Below are 21,987 nucleotides of genomic sequence, written 5' to 3' on the forward strand. Positions count from 1 at the left end.
TGAGAAGTCTTGAACTTCTCGCTGCTTAATAAAAATAGATATTATAAAAAAATCGTTATAAACAAAAGAAGGTGACCTTTTTAGACACCTTCTTTTTATTGTGATATTCTTATTTCTTATAAAAAGGTGTTTTAACAACTTGTGCTTTTACATCGTTTTTACGGATGCGGATAAAAATCTCTGATCCTTCTTTTGCAAATTCTTTGTTTACATAACCCATTCCCACGCCTTTGTTTAAAGATGGTGACTGCGTTCCTGAAGTAACATGACCAATAACGTTTCCTTCTGCATCAACAATTTCGTAATCGTGACGTGGAATTCCGCGATCGATCAATTCAAAACCGATTAATTTTGTAGCAACACCGTTTTCTTTATCGGCTTTAATGTTTTCGCTGTTTACAAAATCTTTCGTGAATTTTGTAACCCAACCTAAACCTGCTGCAATTGGCGAAGTGGTATCGTTAATTTCGTTTCCGTATAAACAATACCCCATTTCTAAACGTAACGTATCGCGTGCTGCCAAACCAATAGGTTTAATTCCGAATTGTTCGCCTGCTTTCAACACTTCGTTCCAAATATGAACAACATCTTCGTTTTTAGCATAAATTTCAATTCCGCCCGATCCTGTATAACCTGTTGCCGAAACAATAACGTTTTCTTTACCTGCAAAAGTTCCAACTTCAAATGTATAAAACTTTAAGTTAGCCAAATCAACATTTGTTAAACTTTGCATAGCTTCGTTTGCCTTTGGACCTTGAATTGCCAATAATGAATATTGATCTGATAAATTTTCAAACGCAGCATTCATTGAGTTTTGAGAAGAAATCCATTCGAAATCTTTATCGATGTTCGATGCATTTACAACCATTAAATATTCGTTATCGCTAACTTTATAAGTAATAATATCGTCAACAATTCCACCTTTATCATTAGGTAAATAGCTGTATTGCGCTTTTCCAGGAACCAAAACAGAAGCGTCGTTAGATGTTACTCTTTGAACCAAATCTAAAGCTTTATCTCCCGAAATTTTAAATAATCCCATGTGCGATACATCAAAAACACCCACATTGTTTCTTACCGTTTCATGCTCAATATTAACGCCTTCGTATTGAACCGGCATATTAAATCCTGCGAAAGGAACCATTTTTGCTCCTAAAGCAACGTGAACGTCATTTAAAGGTACTTGTTTCATATTTGTTGATTGATATTAATTTTTACCCAGCGAAATTACATCAATTTTAAACGATTAACAATTTTATTGATTTTATAATTTTACATTTCGCAAACGCACCGCATTTCCAATAACCGATACCGAACTTAAGCACATTGCCAAAGCGGCAATCATAGGGGAAAGCAGCATTCCAGTAGCGTAATATAGAACTCCCGCAGCAACCGCAATACCGATGACATTGTAAATAAAGGCGAAGAACAGATTTTGCTGAATGTTTTTCATTACACGTTTACTTAAATTATATGCTTTTTTTAGGTTAGAAAATGAACTGTTTAGCAGTGTGATTTTTGCAAAATCTTGCGCCAGATCTGATCCGTTGCCCATTGCGATACCAATATCGGCTTTTGCCAATGCGGGTGCATCGTTAATTCCATCACCAATCATGGTTATGATTTTTCCTTCTTTTTGGATCGATTCGATCATTGCTAATTTATCTTGCGGAAGCTGTTGCGCAAAAATTTCATCAATTCCCACTTGTTTTGCAATAGCGTTTGCAGTTAGCTGATGATCGCCCGTTAACATGATGATTTTTATGTTTTTTGAATGAAGATACTCAATTGTTTCTTTTACTTCGGGTTTTACAGCATCATGAATAACTGCCAAACCAACCAATTCATTATTTATGGCGATGTAGGAAACCGTTTTCCCTTGATTTTGAATTTCGGTTACTTTCGATTTAATTTCTGTTGCTATTTCTAACTGATTTTGATTTAGCAATGCTTCGTTTCCTAATAAGATTTTTTTGCCGTTCACCATTCCTTGTATTCCTTTCCCTTGAACATTCGCCACCATTTTCGATGGTTTAAAGTCGAGATTTCGTTCTTTTGCTTTATCGGTAAATGCTTTGGCAATTGGGTGTTCGCTGCTTGCATTTAAATCGGCAGTAATTTTGATCAATTCTTCTTCCGAAAAATCTTTTAGCGGAATAATTTGTTCTAACGATGGTTTTCCTTCGGTCAGCGTTCCGGTTTTATCGGTAATAATTACATTCGTTTTCTGTAACAATTCCAATGCTTCAGCTTTTTTTATCAGGATTCCATATTCGGCTCCTTTGCCAATTCCCACCGAAATTGAAACCGGAGTTGCCAAGCCCAACGCACACGGACACGCGATGATTAATACCGAAATAGCGTTTTGTAAACCGAATAAAAGCGATGCTTCGGCGGAAAAAAATCCCCAGTAAATAAAGGTACAAACGGCAATTAAAACGACGATAGGTACAAAATAACCCGAAATTTTATCGGCTAAACGCTGAATTGGTGCGCGTGAAAGGCTGGCTTTATTTACCATTTCTATAATTTGTGCAATGGTTGTTGATTGCCCAATTCGGGTTGCTTTCATGGTAAAAGACTGATCGGTATTGATACTTCCTGCTAAAACCTCATCGTTTTCTTTTTTGTTTACAGGTAAAGGTTCGCCGGTTAGCAAGGCTTCGTTTACAGATGTTTTTCCGGATAGAATGATACCGTCAACTGGAATTTTTTCGCCGGGTTTAACCAACAATTCATCGTTAATCTGTACTTTATTAATGTCAATTTCGGTTGAATTTCCATTGATTAAAACAGTAGCTTTCTGCGGAACAAGGTTCAGTAAATGTTCTAACGACGATTTTGTTTTCTGATGCGCCCGAGCTTCTAACCATTGTCCCAAAATCATCAGTGTAAAAATCACGGCAACGCTTTCAAAATAAATCGGTAAATGATCGTTTGTATGAAATGCATGCGGATTTAAAAGCACATAAACCGAGAAAATGTAAGCCGCAACCGCACCCAAACCAATTAAACTGAACATGTTTAAATTCCAAGTTTTAAAGGAAATGTATGCTCGTTTTAAGTATTTTCTACCCAAAAACAATACAGCGGTTGTGCCAATAAACTGTAACCAAAGTGCAATGTTAAAAGGAATTATTTTGTAGATAAAACTATCGTGACTCATACCAAACATGGCAATAAAAAACACAGGAATAGTTATAGCAGCCGATTGTATCAATAGTTTTTTTAGGTGATTTGATTCATCATTATTATTGGTTGATCCGCCAATTTGTACCAGATCCATTCCACAAACCGGACAACCTACATTACTGTCGTAAACCTTATCGCCTTCGCACAACATAGGGCAATAATATTTACCGGCTAAATGTTCTAATTGCTTTGGGGGTTCGTTATGATTGTTGTGATTGTGTACGGCATGATGCGCGATTTCTGAAAGTTCTTCGGATCCGTCTTTATTTACAGTAATTTCCTGAATCGTGTACGGACCTTTATGCGAAAGTGCGTGTTGTAAATCTTCTAACGCGATTGGTTTGTTTGATTCTATAATAGCTTCGGCAGGATTCAGACTGACTTCGACTTTATCGGCAATGGTTTGCAACGCTTCGGTAACTTTGGCTTGGCAGCCGCTACACGTCATTTCGTTTATTTTATATCGGGTTTTCATAATTTTACTTCTTTCTGTAAAATTACAACCAATACCTAAAAACCGACTTACACAATTGCAAAAAAGGTTTGTATAATTTTCGATTAACCTTTTACATAAATCTTTTTAATATTATTTTGATCTAAATGAACTTCTTTTTTACTAGGAATGAAATGTAAAATAGCATTCTCATATTGAAAAGTATTCTCCTCTTTATATTCAAAAGGAACATACATTTGACCAGCTCGTGAATCTTGAAAAAATAAGAATTCTCCATCAGAAGAAATCGTTATAGATTGATTGTTGTTACTCTCTGCTAAAAAATAAGTACCTTTAATTTTATTGAACTCTTCTTCAGTAATTTCCGCAATTTTATTAAAATTAGGTAGTTCGGGTTGTTGTCCATAAGCAGATTTTAATAAAGCAATATCAATCATTCCAATATTTACATTTATTGCATTTGACAAAGTAACAATACCCAAATTCTCTTCTGGAAAATATAAATATTCTGAAAAATAATTTTCTATTCTTCCGTTATGTGTGTATCCTATAGGATTGTCAAAAGTAAGTTTTTCAATACCCATTCCGTAAGCTCCTTTTTCTTTAGGTAGCATTTGTTCAAGGCTTTGTTTAGAGATTAACTTTTCATTGAAGAGAGCAAAGATAAATTTATTAAGATCTGTTACCGTTGAAGCGATTCCACCACTTCCTGGATGATTTGAAAAATTTATTTTAGAATTTCTAATATATGTATTTTGAATATTATAAGATAAGGCTTCGTTTTTTGAAGGATCAACTTCATAAGTATAATATGTATTTTTCAATTGAAGAGGCTTACATATTTTTTCATCAAGTATATCTGCAAAAGATTTATGATAAACTTTTTGTAATATAAATCCCAACAACGCATAATTAGTATTACTATACTTATACTCTGTTTCAGGTTCAAAATCACTTTCATCATTGGCAATGTATTCCAAAAATTCTTTTTCCGAGTGATAGTCTTGTTCCCATTCCTTACTTATTGTCTTTTCAGTAAAATTATATATTCCTGAACGATGTTTTAATAATTGTTCAATGGTAATTTTATCAGCATTTTTTATTTCAGGATAGTATTTCTCTAGTTTGTCGCTAAATTTCAGTTTTCCCTCTTCAATGGCTTTTATAATCAAAGTGGCTGTAAAAGTTTTTGTAACAGAACCGATACGAAATTTTGTATCTTGATTTATTTCTTCTTTAGAATCAATATTTATATAACCAACATATTTTGAGTAAATAATACTATCGTTATGGGAAATTGCTACACTTCCCATAAACTTCTGATTATTAAAGAGGTGGTCAATATAGTTATTTAGTTTTTGTTGACCCAAACCCTGTTTATTTCCTAAAATTAAAAAGAAAATTAATAGAATGTAGAAATGTTTATTCATTTTTTTAGGGCTAATAAAAGGTTTTATTTAGTTTCGGTATTTTGTAAAACTTCTTCTTTAAAAACTTTAATTTCTTTAAAATGTGTTGGTGCCAAACCGGTTACTTTTTTAAACTGATTACTTAAATGCCCAACCGAACTGTAATTCATTTTGTAGGCAATTTCACTTAACGTTAATTCATCGTAAACCAATAATTCCTTTACCTTTTCTATTTTTTGAAGAATGTAGTATTGTTCAATAGTCTGCGATTCTTGATTAGAGAATAATGAACTTAACGTATGATATTCTGTTTGTAATTTACTTGATAAATATTCAGAAAGCGTAATAGTTAAATCGTTCATATCTTTAGAAACCAACTCAATGATCTGATTTTTAATACGTTCAATCAGCATACTTTTTCTATCGCTCAATATTTCAAAACCTAAAGGTGTAATGGCATTTTGAATTTTATCGCGGTCAGCAAGTGTAATTGGCTCGTGAAATTCAATCATTCCTAAATCTACGTCATTTAAATCGTAACCTAAATCTTCCATCGTTTTTTCAATAACCATAATACATCGCGGGCAAACCATGTTTTTAATACGTAGGGTTTTCATAAATCTTACTTTTATTGTGATTTTTTCAAATATATCATAAACCCCTCGGTTTTTCAAATTATTTAGGGTTTATTTCGTTCAACAAACAAAATTACGCTTTTATTTTTCAGCAGAAATATTTGGCAGAAATTTCATAGAAAATTAATATTGAAGCCGTAAATTTGAGTAAAACTAATTAAAATGAAAGTACAGATTTGGTCGGATATCATGTGTCCGTTTTGTTATATAGGAAAGAAAAATTTTGAAGCCGCTTTAGAAAAACTTACTTTTAAAGATGAGGTAGAAGTAGAATGGAAAAGTTACCAGTTAGATCCGGAATTGAGTGAAACATCGGGTTCAAAAACAATTAACGAATACCTTGCCAAACGTAAAAGAATGCCCATTGCACAGATCGAACAAATGCAAATGCGTATAAAAGATATGGGCAAACAGGTGGGCATTGGTTTTAATATAGAAAATGCGATTGTTGCAAACACCTTTTCGGCACACAAACTGATCCATTTTGCAGCAAAAAGTAATAAGGCGAATGAAGCAGAAGAATTGTTGTTTCATGCGTATTTTATCGACGGAAAAAATGTTGCCGATCACGACGTATTGGTAAATATTGCCGAAGAATTAGGTTTGGATAGCGATCAAGCGCAATATGTTTTAAATTCCGATTCGTTTGATTATGAAGTTAAACAAGATATTTTAGAAGCCAGAAATATTGGCGTTACCGGCATTCCGTTTTTTCTGTTGAACGATAAATACACCCTTTCGGGTGCACAACCTGTAGATTTGTTTGTTGAAGCTTTAACGCAAACTTACAATGAAACTAACGCGAATAATTCAGCAGAAGGAGAATCTTGTACAATTGATGGCTGTGAGTAAATTTTTTAAGTTCAAAGTTTAAAGCCTAAAGTTTAAACCTGCAAGATTTCAATAATCTTGTAGTTTTTTTTTTTAAACAAACAGCCTTTTTAAATCTTTCAATTATTAAATCTTTTAATTTGATTTCAAAAAAACTACTTTTGCAAAGCTTTAAATTATGCAATCATGTACAAGTCAATAATTCGTCCGCTTTTATTCAAATGTGATCCAGAAAAAGTGCATCATTTTACTTTTTCAATGATAAAAACCATGCACGCCATTCCGGGTATGAAATCGGTTTTTAAATCGATTTATCAGGTAAACGACAAAAGATTGGAACGAGAAGTTTTTGGCTTGAAATTTAAAAATCCGGTTGGTTTGGCTGCAGGATTAGATAAAGATGCAAAAATTTATAACGAATTAGACGCGTTTGGTTTCGGATTTATCGAAATAGGAACCATTACTCCAAAACCACAAGAGGGAAATCCTAAAAAGCGTTTGTTCCGTTTAAAAGAAGATTCAGGAATTATCAACAGAATGGGCTTTAACAATGGCGGAATTGATTTGGCAATTGAGCGTTTAAAGCAGAACAAAGGCGTTTTAATTGGTGGAAACATCGGTAAAAACAAAGTCACTCCAAACGAAGAAGCCGTAAACGATTACATGATCTGTTTCGATGCTTTGTATCCGTATGTTGATTATTTCGTTGTAAATGTAAGTTCTCCAAATACGCCGAATTTACGAGCTTTACAAGATAAAGAACCGTTAACTGAATTGTTATCGACTTTACAAAACAAAAATCTTCAGCAACCAAAACAAAAACCGATTTTGTTAAAAATCGCTCCCGATTTAACCAATGAGCAATTGTTGGATATTATCGATATTATAGGCGATACTAAAATTGCCGGAGTAATTGCTACAAATACTACCATTTCGCGTGATGGATTACAATCTGCAAATAAAGTTGAAGTTGGCGGATTATCAGGAAAACCATTGGCCAAAAGATCAACCGAGGTCATTCGTTTTCTGTCAGAAAAAAGCAATAAATCATTCCCTATAATCGGTGTAGGCGGAATTCATTCTGCTGCCGATGCCTTAGAAAAGTTAGATGCCGGTGCGGATTTGGTTCAAATTTACACAGGCTTTATTTACGAAGGTCCTGCCTTGATTAAAGAAATCAATCAAGCTATTTTAAAACGCAGTTAATGACGTTAGAAATCATTATATCGTTCTTTTTAACAAGTTTGGCGTTAACCATTTCGCCGGGACCCGATATAATGTATGTTTTATCTACAAGTTTAGCCAAAGGAAAACAGTTTGGTATTGCAACCGCAATAGGTTTAAGTTCAGGTTTACTGTTTCATACCACATTGTTGGCGTTTGGAATATCAACCTTAATTGTTGCCATTCCGTGGTTGTTTATCGCCATAAAAGTTTTCGGAACGGCGTATTTACTTCGAATCATCTACTTTTTATATAAAGCTCCAATTGAACCCATAACAGTTGAAGTTGATAAAACTTCAATTTCACGAAGCAACGTGTTTCAACAAGTTCAGCAAGGTTTAATCATGAATATTTTAAACCCGAAAATCATGCTGTTCTTTTTGTCGTTATTTCCTTCGTTTTTACATCCCGAATTAGGTAACATCAAAATGCAAGTTTACACATTGGGCAGTATCTTTATGTTGCAAGCTTTTATTGTATTTTGTTTGATCGCTGTTTTAAGTGGCTACGTCAGCAAATTCTTAATTAAAAACAGATACGTTCAAGGGTATATGAATTATTTTCAGATCGCTGTTTTTATTGCCCTTATCGTATTTATGTGGATTAAATAGCTAAACATTAATTGTTTATTTTTTTGCAGATATTTTATCTTTCTATTATCTTTGAAACTTATGAAGCCAGTAAAAATAATAGAATGTCCGCGCGATGCCATGCAAGGCATTAAAATGTTTATTCCTACCGAACAAAAGGTTCAATACATTCAATCGTTGTTGCGTTGTGGTTTTGATACATTAGATTTCGGAAGTTTCGTTTCTCCTAAAGCCATTCCGCAAATGCAGGATACTGCCGAAGTTCTGGCACAGTTGGATCTATCGGAAACCAAAACAAAATTACTGGCTATTATTGCAAATACAAAAGGTGCCGAAATGGCATCGGTTCATAACGAAATTCAGTATTTGGGTTTTCCTTTTTCTATTTCAGAGAATTTTCAAATGCGCAATACGCATAAAACCATTGCAGAATCTATCGTTACCTTACAAGAAATTTTAGAAATCGCCAATAAAACCAATAAAGAGGTTGTTGCATATCTTTCTATGGGCTTCGGAAATCCGTATGGTGATCCTTGGAATGTTGATATTGTGGGCGAATGGACAGAAAAACTGGCGAATATGGGTGTGACTATTTTGTCGCTTTCTGATACTGTTGGATCTTCCACTGCAGAAGATATTGATTATCTTTTTTCTAATTTGATACCTAAATATCCTAATATTGAATTTGGTGCACATTTGCATACTACTCCAGATGCTTGGTTCGAAAAAGTTGATGCTGCCTATAAAGCAGGCTGTATTCGTTTTGATGGAGCTATTAAAGGATTTGGTGGCTGTCCAATGGCAAAAGATGATTTAACAGGAAATATGCCTACCGAAAAAATGTTGAGTTATTTTACGGCAAATAAAGCTGCGACCAACGTTCAGATGACTTCTTTTGAAGCTGCTTATAACGAAGCGTTGAAGATATTTAATTTTTATCACTAAAATTTTATTATATCGCAAAAAATCATTAAATTCGCATGCAATTCAACTACAATTGCAACATGAAAGCACACACAACTAAAATTGTCGGACAAGGATTAACCTATGACGACGTACTTTTAATACCTGCTTACTCAGAAATATTACCTCGCGAAGTAAGCATTCAATCAAAATTCACAAGAAACATTACCTTAAACGTTCCTGTAATTTCAGCTGCAATGGATACCGTAACAGAAAGTGCTATGGCAATTGCTATGGCTCGTGAAGGTGGAATCGGCGTTTTGCACAAAAACATGACGGTTGAACAACAGGCACAGGAAGTTCGTAAAGTAAAACGTGCAGAATCGGGTATGATCATTGATCCTGTAACGTTACCTTTAAACGCAACTGTTGGTGATGCGAAGACGGCGATGAGAGAGAACGGTATTGGCGGAATTCCTGTGGTTGACGAAAACCAAATTTTAAAGGGAATTGTAACAAACAGAGATTTACGTTTCGAGAAAAAGAACGATCGTTCTATTTTAGAAGTAATGACGGTTGATAAATTGGTTACTGCTTTAGAAGGAACAACGTTGGCAGATGCTGAACAAATTCTTCAGGAAAACAAAATAGAAAAATTGCCAGTTGTTAATGGCGATTATAAATTGGTAGGATTAATTACTTTCCGTGATATTACCAAACTAACCTTAAAACCAAACGCAAACAAAGATAAATTTGGTCGTTTACGAGTTGCAGCTGCTCTAGGTGTAACTGCAGATGCGGTTGATCGTGCAAAAGCGTTGGTTGCTGCCGGTGTTGATGCCTTGATTATTGATACAGCACACGGACATACAAAAGGTGTTGTAAATACTTTGAAAGAAGTAAAAGCTGCATTCCCAGAAATTGATGTAGTAGTAGGAAATATTGCTACTGCAGAAGCTGCTTTGTATTTGGCAGAAGCAGGTGCCGATGCTGTTAAAGTAGGTATTGGTCCAGGATCGATCTGTACAACTCGAGTTGTGGCAGGTGTTGGTTTCCCTCAGTTTTCTGCGGTGATGGAAGTTGCTGCAGCTTTAAAAGGAACAGGTGTACCTGTTATTGCCGATGGTGGTTTGCGTTATACAGGGGATATTCCTAAAGCATTGGGTGCAGGTGCAGACTGTGTTATGTTAGGATCTATGTTGGCAGGAACAAAAGAATCTCCGGGTGAAACCATTATTTTCGAAGGTCGTAAATTTAAAACATACCGTGGAATGGGTTCAGTAGAATCTATGAAACATGGTTCTAAAGATCGTTATTTCCAAGATGTGGAAGACGATGTGAAGAAACTGGTTCCAGAGGGAATTGAAGGGCGTGTTCCTTACAAAGGCGAATTAAATGAATCAATGACGCAGTTTATTGGTGGTTTGCGTGCCGGAATGGGTTATTGCGGTGCTAAAGATATTCCAACGTTGCAAGAAACTGCTCGTTTTGTTCAGTTAACAGCATCAGGTATCGGTGAATCTCATCCGCATAATGTTACCATTACAAAGGAAGCTCCGAATTATTCGAGATAATTACAATACATAAATACAAAATCCGATCAAATGAACATGCCCCAAAAAAGTTAGACACTATTTGGGGCATTTTTATAGAGCGCAAAGTAAAAAACAATGTAGTGTTAAGCTTAAACACGAAATTCGTAAGTATCTTTCTTAACTCTGCTGTTAAAATAAATCACTTCTTAACCAAAACCGTAAAAAAACTACGATTAACCATTTCGTTTGTTTTGCTGGAAACTTGTTCGGTTTGTGAAATACTATTTAGAATTTTAAATTGATTTTTCTGTAATAATTCTTCTGCATCTTTTAAACTGTAAAGGTTGAAGCCAAAAGGTGTAAACGGTAGTTTGTCCATAAACGATTTATCGGCGAAAGTTAATGCGAAAATACCGTTTGGTTTTAGAACCCGATAAATTTCATTTAAAAGCAAATCTGGGTTTTTCCAGAAGTAAAGGGTATTAACTGTGAAAATCTTATCGAAGGCTGCGTCATCAAAAGGAATTTCAGTTCCGTTGTATAATTCAAATTTAGCGGAATTGTTTTCAATATAATTTTGATTTGACTTTGTTGCTTCCTGTTGCATCAATTCAGAAATTTCTAATCCGAAATACTTTAAATTCTTCGCTTGATTCATTAAAAAAGGTAAATGCCCGCAATTGCCGTGACCTAATTCCAAAACAATATCATTCTTATCTAAATTTAAAGATGTAATGGTGTGTTTAGTCATACCAATATTGGTTGCGTTCATCATATTTGCGACTTCAATTCCTGTTTCGCCTTCCGGATTTCCCAATTGTTTAGCTAAATCCTTTAAATCGTCTTTCATAAAAAATCGTTTGGTTTAAAGTTATTGATAATTTCAATTTTGCATTTACATTATTTCTAAAAAGTGTTATATAATTAAGAAACGCCGACAATTGCCGGCGTTTTCTATAAAGTATTATTTTTTATTCTTTAAATGTTTATCTAAAAACTGTTCTTGTTCCCAAAGTAGGTGTAAAATGTTTTCTTTAGCAACATAACTGTGACTTTCTTTCGGTAAAATTACCATACGTACCGGTGCTCCTAAACCTTTCAAGGCTTGAAAATAACGTTCGGTTTGTAACGTGAAAGTTCCCGGATTGTTATCTGCTTCACCATGAACCAATAACATTGGTGTTTTCATTTTTTCAGCATTCATGAAAGGCGACATGGTGTTGTAAACATTAGGAACTTCCCAATAATTACGTTGTTCGCTTTGAAAACCAAACGGAGTTAACGTTCTGTTATACGCGCCAGAACGCGCGATTCCACAAGCAAAAAGTTTGGTGTGTGCTAGTAAATTCGCTGTCATGAACGCTCCGTACGAATGTCCGCCAACACCAACACGTGTTCTGTCAATATATCCTAATTTATCAACAGCATCAATCGCAGCTTCAGCATTCATTGCTAATTGCTCAATAAATGTGTCGTTAGGTTCTTGCGTTCCTTCGCCAATAATCGGGAAAGCAGCATCGTCTAAAACCGCGTAACCTTTTGCAGCCCAATAAACAAACGATCCGTAGTAAGGAAACGTGAATTCGTTAGGATTTGCAGACGATTGACCCGCACTATTTTTGTCTTTATATTCTGCAGGATACGCCCAAATTAACAAAGGCAGTTTTTGCTTGTGATTTTTACGATCGTAACCAGCAGGTAAATACAACGTTCCAGACAATTCAACACCGTCTTTACGTTTGTACTTAATTACTTCTTTATGAACATCTTTAATACTTTCGAACGGATTTTTGTTGAAGGTAATCTGCTTTAAATCTTTTTTAGATTTGATGTTGCGGAAATAGTAATTCGGATAATCGTTTTTAGATTGAATATTTACCAAAACATCACCTTTTTTAATATCAATAATTTCAGAAATCGATTCGATACGATCTGTAAGGTTCGATTGATACAAACGGTTTGTTTTTAAAGTAGCCAGATCTAATTCATCGATAAAAGGAAACTGACCTTCTTTGGTATGACCTTCGCCAATTAAATACAGTTTGTTGTTTTCTTTTTGCAGTGTGTATCTTCCAAAATCATTCTTTTTTGTTTGAAAATCACCCGGATCGCTGTAAATATCCTGATAATTTCTATCCCATATTGTTACTAACTCCGACTTTTTAGAAGGATTGAACAAATAGGTTTTAATGTTTCGGGTATCGTACCATTGATCGTAAACAATTGCAGTTTCATCATCGCCCCAAGCAATTCCTCCAAAACGTTGTGTGGTTTTCGTTAGTAACTCAGGCTGATTTTTAAACGGAGCTTCCCAAGTGTATAAGGCATCGCGTTTTTCTACACTTTTGGCAGGATCACCGCCATCTAAAGCTTCAACAAAAAACAAAGTCGCAGGTTTGTCACCTCTCCAGCTCATGCTGCGTTTTCCTTCACGAACCGCCATGAAACCTTTGGGCATCACTTCGCTTAAAGGAACATCGTTTACCAACTTTACCTCTTTACCTTCAGTCGTGTAAGCGATTGTTTTCATTGGGAAACGGCTTAACGGCACCAAGTACGAAAACGGTTTTTGAATAGTTGTTAGTAAAATGTAATTTCCATCGGGCGAAAAAGTTTCACCAGAATATAAATCGGCTTTTTTAAATAGTTTTTTGTTTCCGTTTAAATCAATCGTGTATAATTCAGAAGTTACAATGGTTTCAAAATTCGTTTCATCGGTTTTATTCTTTAATAAATCCTGATACGTTCTGTTTTGCGAAACCACACCTTCTTCGGCAGTAGAAACAATAGGTCCGGTTGGTATTGCCTTTGCAGCGTCGATTAATGCTTTACGGTTTGCAGGAATCACTTTAATCAACATTTCATTGCTGTTTTTATACCACGTAATTGGGTTGCCTAAATTGGCATTTAAAACGGCATCGGTCAGTTTTTTTGCAGTGGCTGTCGGTAAATCTAAAATCCACAATTCGTTACCAGTTGCCGTAGTGTTTGTAAAAGCCAGTTTGGTTTCGTTAGGTGCCCAAGTTACGTTGCTTATCAGCGCATTTGCAGGCAAACCTTTAACGTTGGTTTCGGTTTTATCGTTCGTTTTTTTAATTTTGATATTGTTGATGAACGATGCCGTGCTCGAAATATTAGTTATCGGGTTAATACGCAAACCACCCAAACGCAATTCGTCTTGATTTAATTCATCAAGACTTTTGTAAGTGTTTCTATACGATAAAACCATCCATTCTTTATTGGTATTCATTGATACCGTTGGGGCGCGATCGTAATCTGCCAATTGTAAAATTTCTTTCGATGGTTTTTGATACGTAATATTTTCTTGTGCAATCATAGGCGCAGTGGCTAATAATAATGCCAAAAGTGTTTGTTTTATTTTTTTCATTTATAATCGGGTTTTTACAAAAATAAGTATTTTATCTGTTTGAAATTATAATTAAATTAGCCTATATAAAATAGTTATGAATATGTATCATTCAAAAATAAACGGTTTGGGCTTTTATGTGCCTGAAAACGTTGTAACCAATAACGATTTATCGAAATTAATGGATACAAACGATGAATGGATCCAGGAACGAACCGGAATAAAAGAACGCCGCCATGTGGTGTTACCGGAAGATACTACTTCGGGTATGGCATTGAAAGCGTCGAAAATTGCTATTGAACGTGCCGGAATTGATAAGAACGATATTGATTTTATTGTATTTGCCACTTTAAGTCCCGATTATTATTTTCCTGGTCCCGGAGTTACACTTCAAAAAGAATTAGGAATAAAAACGGTTGGAGCATTAGATGTTCGCAATCAATGTTCAGGATTTATTTATGCACTTTCGGTTGCCGACCAATTCATAAAAACCGGAATGTATAAAAATGTTTTGGTTGTTGGATCTGAAATTCATTCGAAAGGATTGGATATGACAACGCGTGGACGTGGCGTTTCGGTGATTTTTGGCGATGGAGCAGGAGCAGTGGTTTTAAGTAGAGCCGAAGATTTATCGAAAGGAATTTTATCTACTCACTTACATTCAGAAGGAGAGCATGCCGAAGAATTGGCATTGATTGCTCCCGGAATGGGTAAACGTTGGGTTACCGATATCATTAATGAAAATAATCCGGAAGATGAATCGTATTACCCACACATGAACGGACAATTTGTGTTTAAAAATGCCGTGGTTCGATTTTCAGAAGTGATAAATGAAGGATTGCAAGCAAATAATCTGCAGGTTTCTGATATCAATATGTTAATTCCGCACCAAGCAAATTTGCGTATATCACAATTTATCCAACAAAAATTTAAACTGACCGATGATCAAGTGTATAACAACATCATGAAATACGGTAATACAACAGCGGCATCGGTACCTATTGCACTAACTGAAGCGTGGGAAAACGGAAAAATTAAAGAAGGTGATTTAGTGGTACTTGCAGCGTTTGGAAGTGGTTTTACATGGGCAAGTGCAATAATTCGTTGGTAAAAAACTTGTAGTTTAAATTTGTTGTTAGTAAATTACAACTCAAAAAAAAGAGTAATGAAAGGTCAAAGAGTAGAAAATTCAGGACAGGCACAACTGTTCAAAAATCCGTTTTTAGAACTTCTAACCAAAGGTCATCCCGCATTAAGCTGGGGTATTCACGTACCTATTTTAATGTACTGTTTTTATTACGGATATGTGAATTATAACATGTCTGTAATAACAATGCTTGGTGTGTTTGTTTTTGCTTTGTTTTTTTGGACATTTTTTGAATATATTGCACACCGTTATATTTTTCATTTAATAAGCGAAAAAGAAAGCATGCAAAAGTTTGCCTACATTATGCACGGAAACCACCACCATTATCCGAAAGATAAAACACGTTTGTTTATGCCACCCGTACCAAGTTTAATAATAGCAGCGGCGTTGTTCGGTATTCAATATATGGTTCTTGGTAAATATGCCTTTGCGTTTTACCCTGGCTTTATTTTAGGTTGGTTAATGTATGCGTCTATGCATTATTTAATTCACGCAATTGAACCCCCGTTTAAGTTTTTACAGCCTTTATGGCGCAACCACCATTTGCACCATTACAGAAACGATAATTTGGGTTTTGGTGTAAGCAATACTTTATGGGATAAGGTTTTTGGTACAATGTTCGATTTTAAAAAGGATAAAATCGACAAACGAAAATCAAGAGAATTAATGTTTGATAAAGAAACAAAAAGCGAAACTGTTTAGGTTTCGCTTTTTTTATATTAAGATAAAAGGAATTGATTATAATTAATATGGTTTTTTCGCAAATTGAATGGTAACAAATTCACTATCTACATATCCGGCTCTACGAGCTTGTACTTTAACTTCACCAATAGTTGATTGTGTATAAGTGCTTCCAGGAATTGCTTTGCCGTCAACATAAAAAACTGCATCAGTTACTTGAGTTGAACCACTCATTGCTTGAAACATTGCTTGAGTACCTAAAGGTCTGAATGTTCCGTTATGAACAATTCTTAATTGTTCACCAACATTAGGGTTAGGATTAGGATTAGGAATTTCCACTACCGAATCGTCTCCAGAACATGAAGTAAAGCCAATTGTTGAAAAGGTTGTTATTGCAATAAAGAAAAATATCTTTTTCATCTTAAATTTTTAAGTTTAATTATTATAAAAATAAAATAATGCCATAAAAATACAAAAAATATTTATTTATTAAATATTTATAAGATAAATATTCAGTTAAAGTATCAAATCAAAATTAATTATGAAATATTTAAAAGTGTATACTTATAATTATGAATGTTTGTTTTAATTTTAAAATAAAACATTTTTTTTTATTTTATAAGTGTTAAATTTTATTAAATTTACATATAAATCAAAAAACATGCACATTATGGTAAAGAAAGTACTTATTTTATTACTTATATCTACAAAAGCATTCTGTCAGGTACAAATTGGTCAAGACATTCATGGTGAGGGTAATTTCTCTAACGTCGTTTTATCTTCATATGGAAATATAGTTGCTGTATCCGATACAAGTCAAGGTAATGCAACAAAAGTTTATGAAGACATTTCAGGAGTATGGAGCCAAATAGGTCAAAATATACCTATTAGAGGTTTTTCTGTTTCTCTATCTTCTTTTGGAAATATAGTAGCCGTGGGGGACAATTTAAATAACAATGTAAATGGAATTAAAGCAGGAGCCGTTGGTGTTTATGAATTTGATATGGGTATATGGAAACAGAAAGGGCAAACTATTCATGGAAAATCCGTAGAAGAGCAAAGTGGATTTAGTGTTTCACTTTCATCTAACGGGAATACTGTAGCCATAGGTGCGCCTTATAAAGATTGGCAAGGGAACTTTAACAGTCCAGAAGGAGTTACCCGTGTTTATAATTTCAACAATATTTCGAAAACTTGGAATCAAGTTGGTCAAGACATAAATGGTAACGGTTGGGGATATTACAGCGGAACCAGTGTTTCTCTTTCTGCTGACGGAAATGTGTTAGCAGTTGGTACTATTTTTGAATCTTCGTCTGGAGTTGTAAGAGTTTACAGAAATGTAAATGGGGTATGGACTCAAATAGGGCAAACTATCAAAGGAGATGGGACTGGTGACCGGTTTGGTCGCAGTGTTTCTCTTTCTTCAGACGGAACAATTATAGCTATTGGTGGATATCGAAATAACGGGAACGGACTTTATAAAGGGCATGTGCGAGTTTATAAAAACATATCTAACGTATGGACACAAATAGGGAGTGATATATACGGACAGACAGATTATGAGCAATTTGGTTTTGATGTTTCCTTATCATCAGATGGTAGTACGGTGGCTATTGGAGCATTAATGGAGTCTCCGAATACGATTACAGGTGGTACTCGAATCTATAAAAATATCTCTAATGTGTGGACCAAAATACATAATGATATAAATTTTGGGTATTATGTTTCTCTTTCTGCAAATGGAGAAAGGGTTGCTGTAAAACGTCATGGAACCACAAAAGTTTTTGATTTAAGATCAGCATCAAATAATGCATTCTCAGAAAATGATTTTAGTATCTACCCTAATCCAGCTACAGATATTTTAAATATTACTATAAACGAAAATCTAATTTTAGAAAAAGTAACTTTTTACAATACTTTAGGTCAGGTTGTTAAAGTTGCAAACGATACAACTGTTAATATAAGTAATTTATCATCAGGACTATATTTTGTTGAAGTATATACTAATATTGGAAAAGCTGTTAAAAAATTAATTATTAAGTAATTTTAATTATTAGAAATTAATAACTTATTATTTTACATCGTGAAATTCTAAATGAAACAAGTAGTATCATTTTACAATTATACCTTTTTAATATTAAGTGTATTAATGCTTGTATTTTGTGTATATAGTTTATATTCAAAACCTGTAGATAATGCTATTGATTTTACAGTTATTGATACAAAGTCAATCGCTAAATTAGAACCAAGTTTTTTAAAAAAGTTAGATGAAGAAATACCTTTGCCAGAACCAGAACCTATGTATGAGTCTGAAGATAATGGAACTATAATTTGTGGTGGTTGGAGCGAACGTATTGTTTTTAATGCAGTTAAATTATCAAATAAAGATTTGTTACAGAAAGTTGATAAAATCATTGATTCAATTAGATTGAATGATTTAGAACGGCGCGTTCACATTAATATTGTTTCGAGTAAAGAAACTCCCTACCAAACGTTTATTGATGTTTTGGATTTGTTTTATAAAAAGAACAGTAGAATTTACGGACTACATAAAGAAACTATTTTTTGGATTGAATAATTTTCTACAACATGAAAACACTTTTATACATTATTTTGGCATTACTAATTGCATTTGTAATTTTTTATTTAGTAGATCCATTCGTTAGCGATACTTTAAGTATACTTATTGCTACAATTGTAATAACAGTTTTTGCAGGTTTTTATAGAAAATTTGAGAAACGTTTATAAAAAAATCGCTTTCAAAACTGAAAGCAATTTTTTTTATCTATGCAAAATCATAGAAATTTCTATGTTTACGTTTCGTGGTAGTTTTTCAACCTGAACACATTCACGTGCTGGAGCTGTTTCGGCAGAAAAATAACTTCCGTATATTTCATTAATCATACTGAAATGATCCATGTTTCTAATGAAAATAGTTGCTTTTACAACATGCTCAAAAGTCAGTCCGGCTTCTTCAACAATATAGTAAAGGTTTTGCATTACCTGTTTGGTCTCATCTTGAATACCTGTGGTTACCAACGTTTCTGTTGCTTGGTTAAAAGGAATTTGTCCCGATATAAAAAGTAAATCGCCAACCATAACCGAATGATTGTACGGACCAATTGGAGCAGGTGCTTTTGATGAGTTGATTATTTGTTTCATTTGATGTATATATTAAGTTAGAACTAAAAACGAATAGCTTAAAGTTATGAAATTATCTGTTTCTGAAACGACGCTCGGCAGCATTTCTTTTTTCATATTTGATATCTTGTAAGATCGACGATTTAATTCCAATGAAAAAGTTCCACTGTTTATAGTATCCGTTAGGAATCCAAGAAAAATCCATTCGCCATGATTTCAAATCACGTTCAAAACGCAGTTGCGTATAAGTAACACCCTTGTTTTTAAAATCGTATCCTGTAGAAAAACCAGCCAACCAGCCCGGAGCTAATGTTACGTTTCCTGAAACCATTAACGAGTTGTTCGATATTTCGGAATTTCTGCTTGCATTGTTATAGGTTAAACTCCATGCCAGCGTTAAATCCCAAGGAATATCGGTGTTGTAAAAAGATGTTTTTGGTTTTTCGCGTTTTTTGTCATCAAACATCGATTTTTGTCTGTCTGCCAAATCCACCGACTGCCCAAATAAATCATCACCACGACCACCATTCTGAACATTTTGATCTACTTCGTCTTCACGCTTCGGACTTCCACCAAATAACGGATCGGTACTTGCCAAAGAATAATTTACTGTAATGTTGGCACTAGTTAAACGTAGTAAACTTCCACCATTTGCAATGTTAAACTTATCAATTCTTCTACCACTATTATCAAGCGCTAACGGATCTAAACTTGCACCAAAATTCAATCGTAACTTATCTTTTAATAAATTGGTGTTCGCACTCATACCAATAGGTGCTAATTTTAATGAATCGGCAGTAAAGTTATACGATGTATTAAAGTTCAACGAATTTAATAGCATCACTTTTTTAGGTTCGCCGGTTGTAGATTCATCATCACGCACTTTAGCTTCAAAATTATTTCCTAACGATAAACCTACCATGTTAGACATTGTTTTGTTAGGTTCGCCAAACAATGTACCCTGAAAACGCGAGTATTCTTGCATGGTTGTACCTAATGCGTCAATTGCATAGGTGTCGTAATATTGATCAAAACTTGGCGTATATGAATAAGAAACAGCCGGACGCATTACGTGACGTATTGCCTGAATTTTTGAATTTTTATTAAAATTGAATGTTCCATAAATGGTTGTTCCAACATTTGTACTGAAATTATAAGTTCGATAACTATCAAAACCATTATTTCTTACAGTTTCAACCTGCCCAGTTTCATTACTGTAAAATTTATCAAAGGTATTTAAAACCCAGGTTTCGTTATAATTTCCTGTCATGGTAACTGACAGATATTTTAGCACTTTAAAGTTGGTTGCCAACGGAATACTGTGCTGGATACCTGCATTCATTTCGTTAAACATTTCCGGCTTAAAGAATAATGAGTCGGTAGTTTGAATTCTATTTTCTCCTCTTAAATTATACTGTAAGTTAATGTTTTGAATGAAACCTTTTTTACTTCCGTTTTTTGGTGCGAATGGAAACACACGGTCAACACTTGCCTGCACATTTGGTAAAGACATGGTAATTTGCTGCGTGTTGGTATTTTGTTGGTGATTTGCAGAAATAGTGTAATTTACCTGCGGAACAGACTGGATTGTTTTTGAATAACTTATTGATGATGATAAGGTGTTGTTCATGTTGGATCCGATATTCTGCGTGTTTAACGAGTTTCGGAAATAATTACTACTACCCAAGTTGACCGATGCCGAAAAACGTGATGTTGGGTTTGCCTTTGCATCTTGCGAATGACTCCACTGAATATTATAGATTTTCGCTTTCTGATAATTATCAAAACCACGTTCACCATCAATCAAAGTTTCATATCTTAAATTAAGATTCCCACTGTATTTGTATCTTTTGCGGTATTGCGATTGCGCATTAAAAGCATTACTTCCGTTTTGGTAAACATCTCCCAATAAAGTTAAATCAACCATATCGTTAAACGCAAAGTAATAACCACCGTTCTGTAAATAGTAACCACGTAAATTAGTATCTCCAAAAGATGGAATAATGAACCCGGAAACAGATCCTTGCGATAACGGAAAAAAAGCAAATGGTAAACCAATAGGCGTAGGTACATCTTCAATAACCAAATTGGTGACTCCGGTTACAATTTTTTTGTTAGGAACAAACTTAGCATTCGATGTACGGAAATAATATTCCGGATTTTCAATATCTTCTGCAGTTGTAAAAATTACATCTTTCATAAAGTAAACCGAATCGTTTACTTTTTTGGTTTTTGCAGCCTTAACATTAAAATCTTGATATTTTGTGCGAGTGTTCCAAACAATTGCCTTTTTTGTTTTAGTATTAAAACGGATAGAATCTGGTTCAACGATCTGCGTTCCTTGTTTAAAAACGGGATGCTGCGTTAAATTTCCTAACGAATCTTTAATTCTGCCGGCATAAACTTCTTCCTTTTCATAATCATAAATAATGATTCCCGCCGTAAGTTCGTAATCCTGATACTTAAAAACCGCCTGATTGTACAACGTAACCTTTTTATTTTTCTGATCCAGCTTTTCGTAATCTTTCGCAGTTCTAAACATAGGCGCTTCTAATTTTTGTCCCTGTTTAGGTTTTACACTGTCATTTTTAACGGGCTTTACAGTATCTAAAGTTGTATTTGGAATAAGATTTTTGGTAAGTGTATCGTTCTTACTTTCAATATTTAAGCGCTTGTTTACATGAGGGAATTCTTGTGCCGAAACCTTTGACAATGCGCCCGGGATCAAGATCAAATTAAAAACGATATATATTACTTTTCTGTGCAACTTTTTAAAGCTATTTTGTAAAATTGGTAGGTGTGTTTTTTAGACTTCAAACTTACTAATATTTTTTTTTACTTTTAGACTTTTAAATAAGAAACGAAAATATAAAATAAA

18 protein-coding genes are annotated in these 21,987 nt (G+C 34.2%); 9 read left to right on the plus strand and 9 right to left on the minus strand.

All coding sequences use genetic code 11. The features are described from left to right. Nucleotides 1-109 precede the first annotated feature (109 nt). The 4 genes from gcvT to BM253_RS14370 form a co-directional block, all read right to left on the minus strand. Nucleotides 110-1,192 carry a glycine cleavage system aminomethyltransferase GcvT gene (gene gcvT / locus BM253_RS14355; protein WP_091525690.1) on the minus strand — a complete coding sequence of 361 codons (1,083 nt, stop codon included), beginning with the start codon at nucleotides 1,190-1,192 and terminating at the stop codon, nucleotides 110-112. 72 nt (nucleotides 1,193-1,264) lie between these two features. Continuing rightward, entirely contained in the window at nucleotides 1,265-3,667 is a 2,403-nt protein-coding gene (locus tag BM253_RS14360) for a heavy metal translocating P-type ATPase (protein WP_091525692.1), read from the minus strand. Between the two features lie 83 nt (nucleotides 3,668-3,750). Next, entirely contained in the window at nucleotides 3,751-5,076 is a 1,326-nt protein-coding gene (locus BM253_RS14365; RefSeq protein ID WP_091525694.1) for a serine hydrolase domain-containing protein, read from the minus strand. A 23-nt stretch (nucleotides 5,077-5,099) separates the two neighbouring features. After that, nucleotides 5,100-5,672 carry a helix-turn-helix domain-containing protein gene (locus tag BM253_RS14370; protein ID WP_091525697.1) on the minus strand — a complete coding sequence of 191 codons (573 nt, stop codon included), beginning with the start codon at nucleotides 5,670-5,672 and terminating at the stop codon, nucleotides 5,100-5,102. Between the two features lie 180 nt (nucleotides 5,673-5,852). Between BM253_RS14370 and BM253_RS14375 the strand changes: the two genes are divergently transcribed. From BM253_RS14375 to guaB, 5 genes are all read left to right on the plus strand, one after another. Then, complete coding sequence (locus BM253_RS14375; RefSeq protein ID WP_091525699.1) at nucleotides 5,853-6,542, plus strand: DsbA family oxidoreductase; 690 nt, start codon at nucleotides 5,853-5,855, stop codon at nucleotides 6,540-6,542. A 165-nt stretch (nucleotides 6,543-6,707) separates the two neighbouring features. Continuing rightward, the gene (locus BM253_RS14380; protein WP_091525701.1) at nucleotides 6,708-7,727 is read left to right on the plus strand and encodes a quinone-dependent dihydroorotate dehydrogenase; all 1,020 of its coding nucleotides are present in this window, start codon (nucleotides 6,708-6,710) and stop codon (nucleotides 7,725-7,727) included. Then, a complete protein-coding gene (locus tag BM253_RS14385; RefSeq protein ID WP_091525703.1) occupies nucleotides 7,727-8,356 on the plus strand; it encodes a LysE family translocator in 630 nt (209 codons plus the stop codon). Before BM253_RS14380 ends, BM253_RS14385 begins: the two co-directional genes overlap by 1 nt. A gap of 60 nt (nucleotides 8,357-8,416) precedes the next feature. Further along, nucleotides 8,417-9,280, plus strand: a complete 864-nt coding sequence (locus BM253_RS14390) for a hydroxymethylglutaryl-CoA lyase (protein WP_091525706.1) — start codon at nucleotides 8,417-8,419, stop codon at nucleotides 9,278-9,280. A 59-nt stretch (nucleotides 9,281-9,339) separates the two neighbouring features. Further along, entirely contained in the window at nucleotides 9,340-10,812 is a 1,473-nt protein-coding gene (guaB, locus tag BM253_RS14395) for an IMP dehydrogenase (protein WP_091525708.1), read from the plus strand. A gap of 160 nt (nucleotides 10,813-10,972) precedes the next feature. On the opposite strand, the gene BM253_RS14400 is transcribed toward guaB, so the two are convergent. Continuing rightward, nucleotides 10,973-11,623, minus strand: a complete 651-nt coding sequence (locus BM253_RS14400) for a class I SAM-dependent methyltransferase (protein WP_091525711.1) — start codon at nucleotides 11,621-11,623, stop codon at nucleotides 10,973-10,975. A 114-nt stretch (nucleotides 11,624-11,737) separates the two neighbouring features. Further along, on the minus strand, nucleotides 11,738-14,161 hold the full coding sequence (locus BM253_RS14405) for an alpha/beta hydrolase family protein (protein ID WP_091525713.1): 2,424 nt from the start codon (nucleotides 14,159-14,161) through the stop codon (nucleotides 11,738-11,740). A gap of 82 nt (nucleotides 14,162-14,243) precedes the next feature. Here BM253_RS14405 and BM253_RS14410 point away from each other — a divergent pair, with 82 nt between their 5' ends. Together BM253_RS14410 and BM253_RS14415 are read left to right on the plus strand one after the other, a co-directional pair. Continuing rightward, nucleotides 14,244-15,251 carry a 3-oxoacyl-ACP synthase III family protein gene (locus tag BM253_RS14410; protein ID WP_091525715.1) on the plus strand — a complete coding sequence of 336 codons (1,008 nt, stop codon included), beginning with the start codon at nucleotides 14,244-14,246 and terminating at the stop codon, nucleotides 15,249-15,251. 54 nt (nucleotides 15,252-15,305) lie between these two features. Next, complete coding sequence (locus BM253_RS14415) at nucleotides 15,306-15,989, plus strand: sterol desaturase family protein (protein WP_091525717.1); 684 nt, start codon at nucleotides 15,306-15,308, stop codon at nucleotides 15,987-15,989. A 42-nt stretch (nucleotides 15,990-16,031) separates the two neighbouring features. Here BM253_RS14415 and BM253_RS14420 read toward each other — a convergent pair whose 3' ends face one another. Further along, a complete protein-coding gene (locus BM253_RS14420) occupies nucleotides 16,032-16,388 on the minus strand; it encodes a hypothetical protein (RefSeq protein ID WP_091525719.1) in 357 nt (118 codons plus the stop codon). A 250-nt stretch (nucleotides 16,389-16,638) separates the two neighbouring features. On the opposite strand from BM253_RS14420, the gene BM253_RS14425 reads away from it, so the two are divergent. Both BM253_RS14425 and BM253_RS14430 read left to right on the plus strand, forming a co-directional pair. Further along, on the plus strand, nucleotides 16,639-18,012 hold the full coding sequence (locus BM253_RS14425) for a T9SS type A sorting domain-containing protein (protein WP_177205798.1): 1,374 nt from the start codon (nucleotides 16,639-16,641) through the stop codon (nucleotides 18,010-18,012). A 51-nt stretch (nucleotides 18,013-18,063) separates the two neighbouring features. Next, nucleotides 18,064-18,546, plus strand: a complete 483-nt coding sequence (locus tag BM253_RS14430) for a hypothetical protein (RefSeq protein ID WP_091525722.1) — start codon at nucleotides 18,064-18,066, stop codon at nucleotides 18,544-18,546. 203 nt (nucleotides 18,547-18,749) lie between these two features. Here the strand turns inward: BM253_RS14430 and BM253_RS14435 are convergent, their stop codons facing one another. After that, entirely contained in the window at nucleotides 18,750-19,130 is a 381-nt protein-coding gene (locus BM253_RS14435) for a Rid family detoxifying hydrolase (RefSeq protein ID WP_091525724.1), read from the minus strand. 52 nt (nucleotides 19,131-19,182) lie between these two features. Beyond that, on the minus strand, nucleotides 19,183-21,876 hold the full coding sequence (locus tag BM253_RS14440) for a putative LPS assembly protein LptD (protein ID WP_177205799.1): 2,694 nt from the start codon (nucleotides 21,874-21,876) through the stop codon (nucleotides 19,183-19,185). Nucleotides 21,877-21,987 lie beyond the last annotated feature (111 nt).

Source organism: Paenimyroides ummariense, from assembly GCF_900115115.1.
Taxonomy (GTDB): domain Bacteria; phylum Bacteroidota; class Bacteroidia; order Flavobacteriales; family Flavobacteriaceae; genus Flavobacterium; species Flavobacterium ummariense.

Excerpts from the sequence above, each read along its gene's own strand:
- guaB (WP_091525708.1), top strand. The coding sequence starts at position 9,340 with ATGAAAGCACACACAACTAAAATTGTCGGACAAGGATTAACCTATGAC.
- BM253_RS14380 (WP_091525701.1), top strand. The coding sequence starts at position 6,708 with ATGTACAAGTCAATAATTCGTCCGCTTTTATTCAAATGTGATCCAGAA.
- BM253_RS14415 (WP_091525717.1), top strand. The coding sequence starts at position 15,306 with ATGAAAGGTCAAAGAGTAGAAAATTCAGGACAGGCACAACTGTTCAAA.
- BM253_RS14435 (WP_091525724.1), bottom strand. The coding sequence starts at position 19,130 with ATGAAACAAATAATCAACTCATCAAAAGCACCTGCTCCAATTGGTCCG.
- BM253_RS14405 (WP_091525713.1), bottom strand. The coding sequence starts at position 14,161 with ATGAAAAAAATAAAACAAACACTTTTGGCATTATTATTAGCCACTGCG.
- BM253_RS14365 (WP_091525694.1), bottom strand. The coding sequence starts at position 5,076 with ATGAATAAACATTTCTACATTCTATTAATTTTCTTTTTAATTTTAGGA.
- gcvT (WP_091525690.1), bottom strand. The coding sequence starts at position 1,192 with ATGAAACAAGTACCTTTAAATGACGTTCACGTTGCTTTAGGAGCAAAA.
- BM253_RS14375 (WP_091525699.1), top strand. The coding sequence starts at position 5,853 with ATGAAAGTACAGATTTGGTCGGATATCATGTGTCCGTTTTGTTATATA.
- BM253_RS14390 (WP_091525706.1), top strand. The coding sequence starts at position 8,417 with ATGAAGCCAGTAAAAATAATAGAATGTCCGCGCGATGCCATGCAAGGC.
- BM253_RS14370 (WP_091525697.1), bottom strand. The coding sequence starts at position 5,672 with ATGAAAACCCTACGTATTAAAAACATGGTTTGCCCGCGATGTATTATG.
- BM253_RS14430 (WP_091525722.1), top strand. The coding sequence starts at position 18,064 with ATGAAACAAGTAGTATCATTTTACAATTATACCTTTTTAATATTAAGT.
- BM253_RS14360 (WP_091525692.1), bottom strand. The coding sequence starts at position 3,667 with ATGAAAACCCGATATAAAATAAACGAAATGACGTGTAGCGGCTGCCAA.
- BM253_RS14410 (WP_091525715.1), top strand. The coding sequence starts at position 14,244 with ATGTATCATTCAAAAATAAACGGTTTGGGCTTTTATGTGCCTGAAAAC.
- BM253_RS14400 (WP_091525711.1), bottom strand. The coding sequence starts at position 11,623 with ATGAAAGACGATTTAAAGGATTTAGCTAAACAATTGGGAAATCCGGAA.
- BM253_RS14420 (WP_091525719.1), bottom strand. The coding sequence starts at position 16,388 with ATGAAAAAGATATTTTTCTTTATTGCAATAACAACCTTTTCAACAATT.
- BM253_RS14385 (WP_091525703.1), top strand. The coding sequence starts at position 7,727 with ATGACGTTAGAAATCATTATATCGTTCTTTTTAACAAGTTTGGCGTTA.
- BM253_RS14425 (WP_177205798.1), top strand. The coding sequence starts at position 16,639 with ATGGTAAAGAAAGTACTTATTTTATTACTTATATCTACAAAAGCATTC.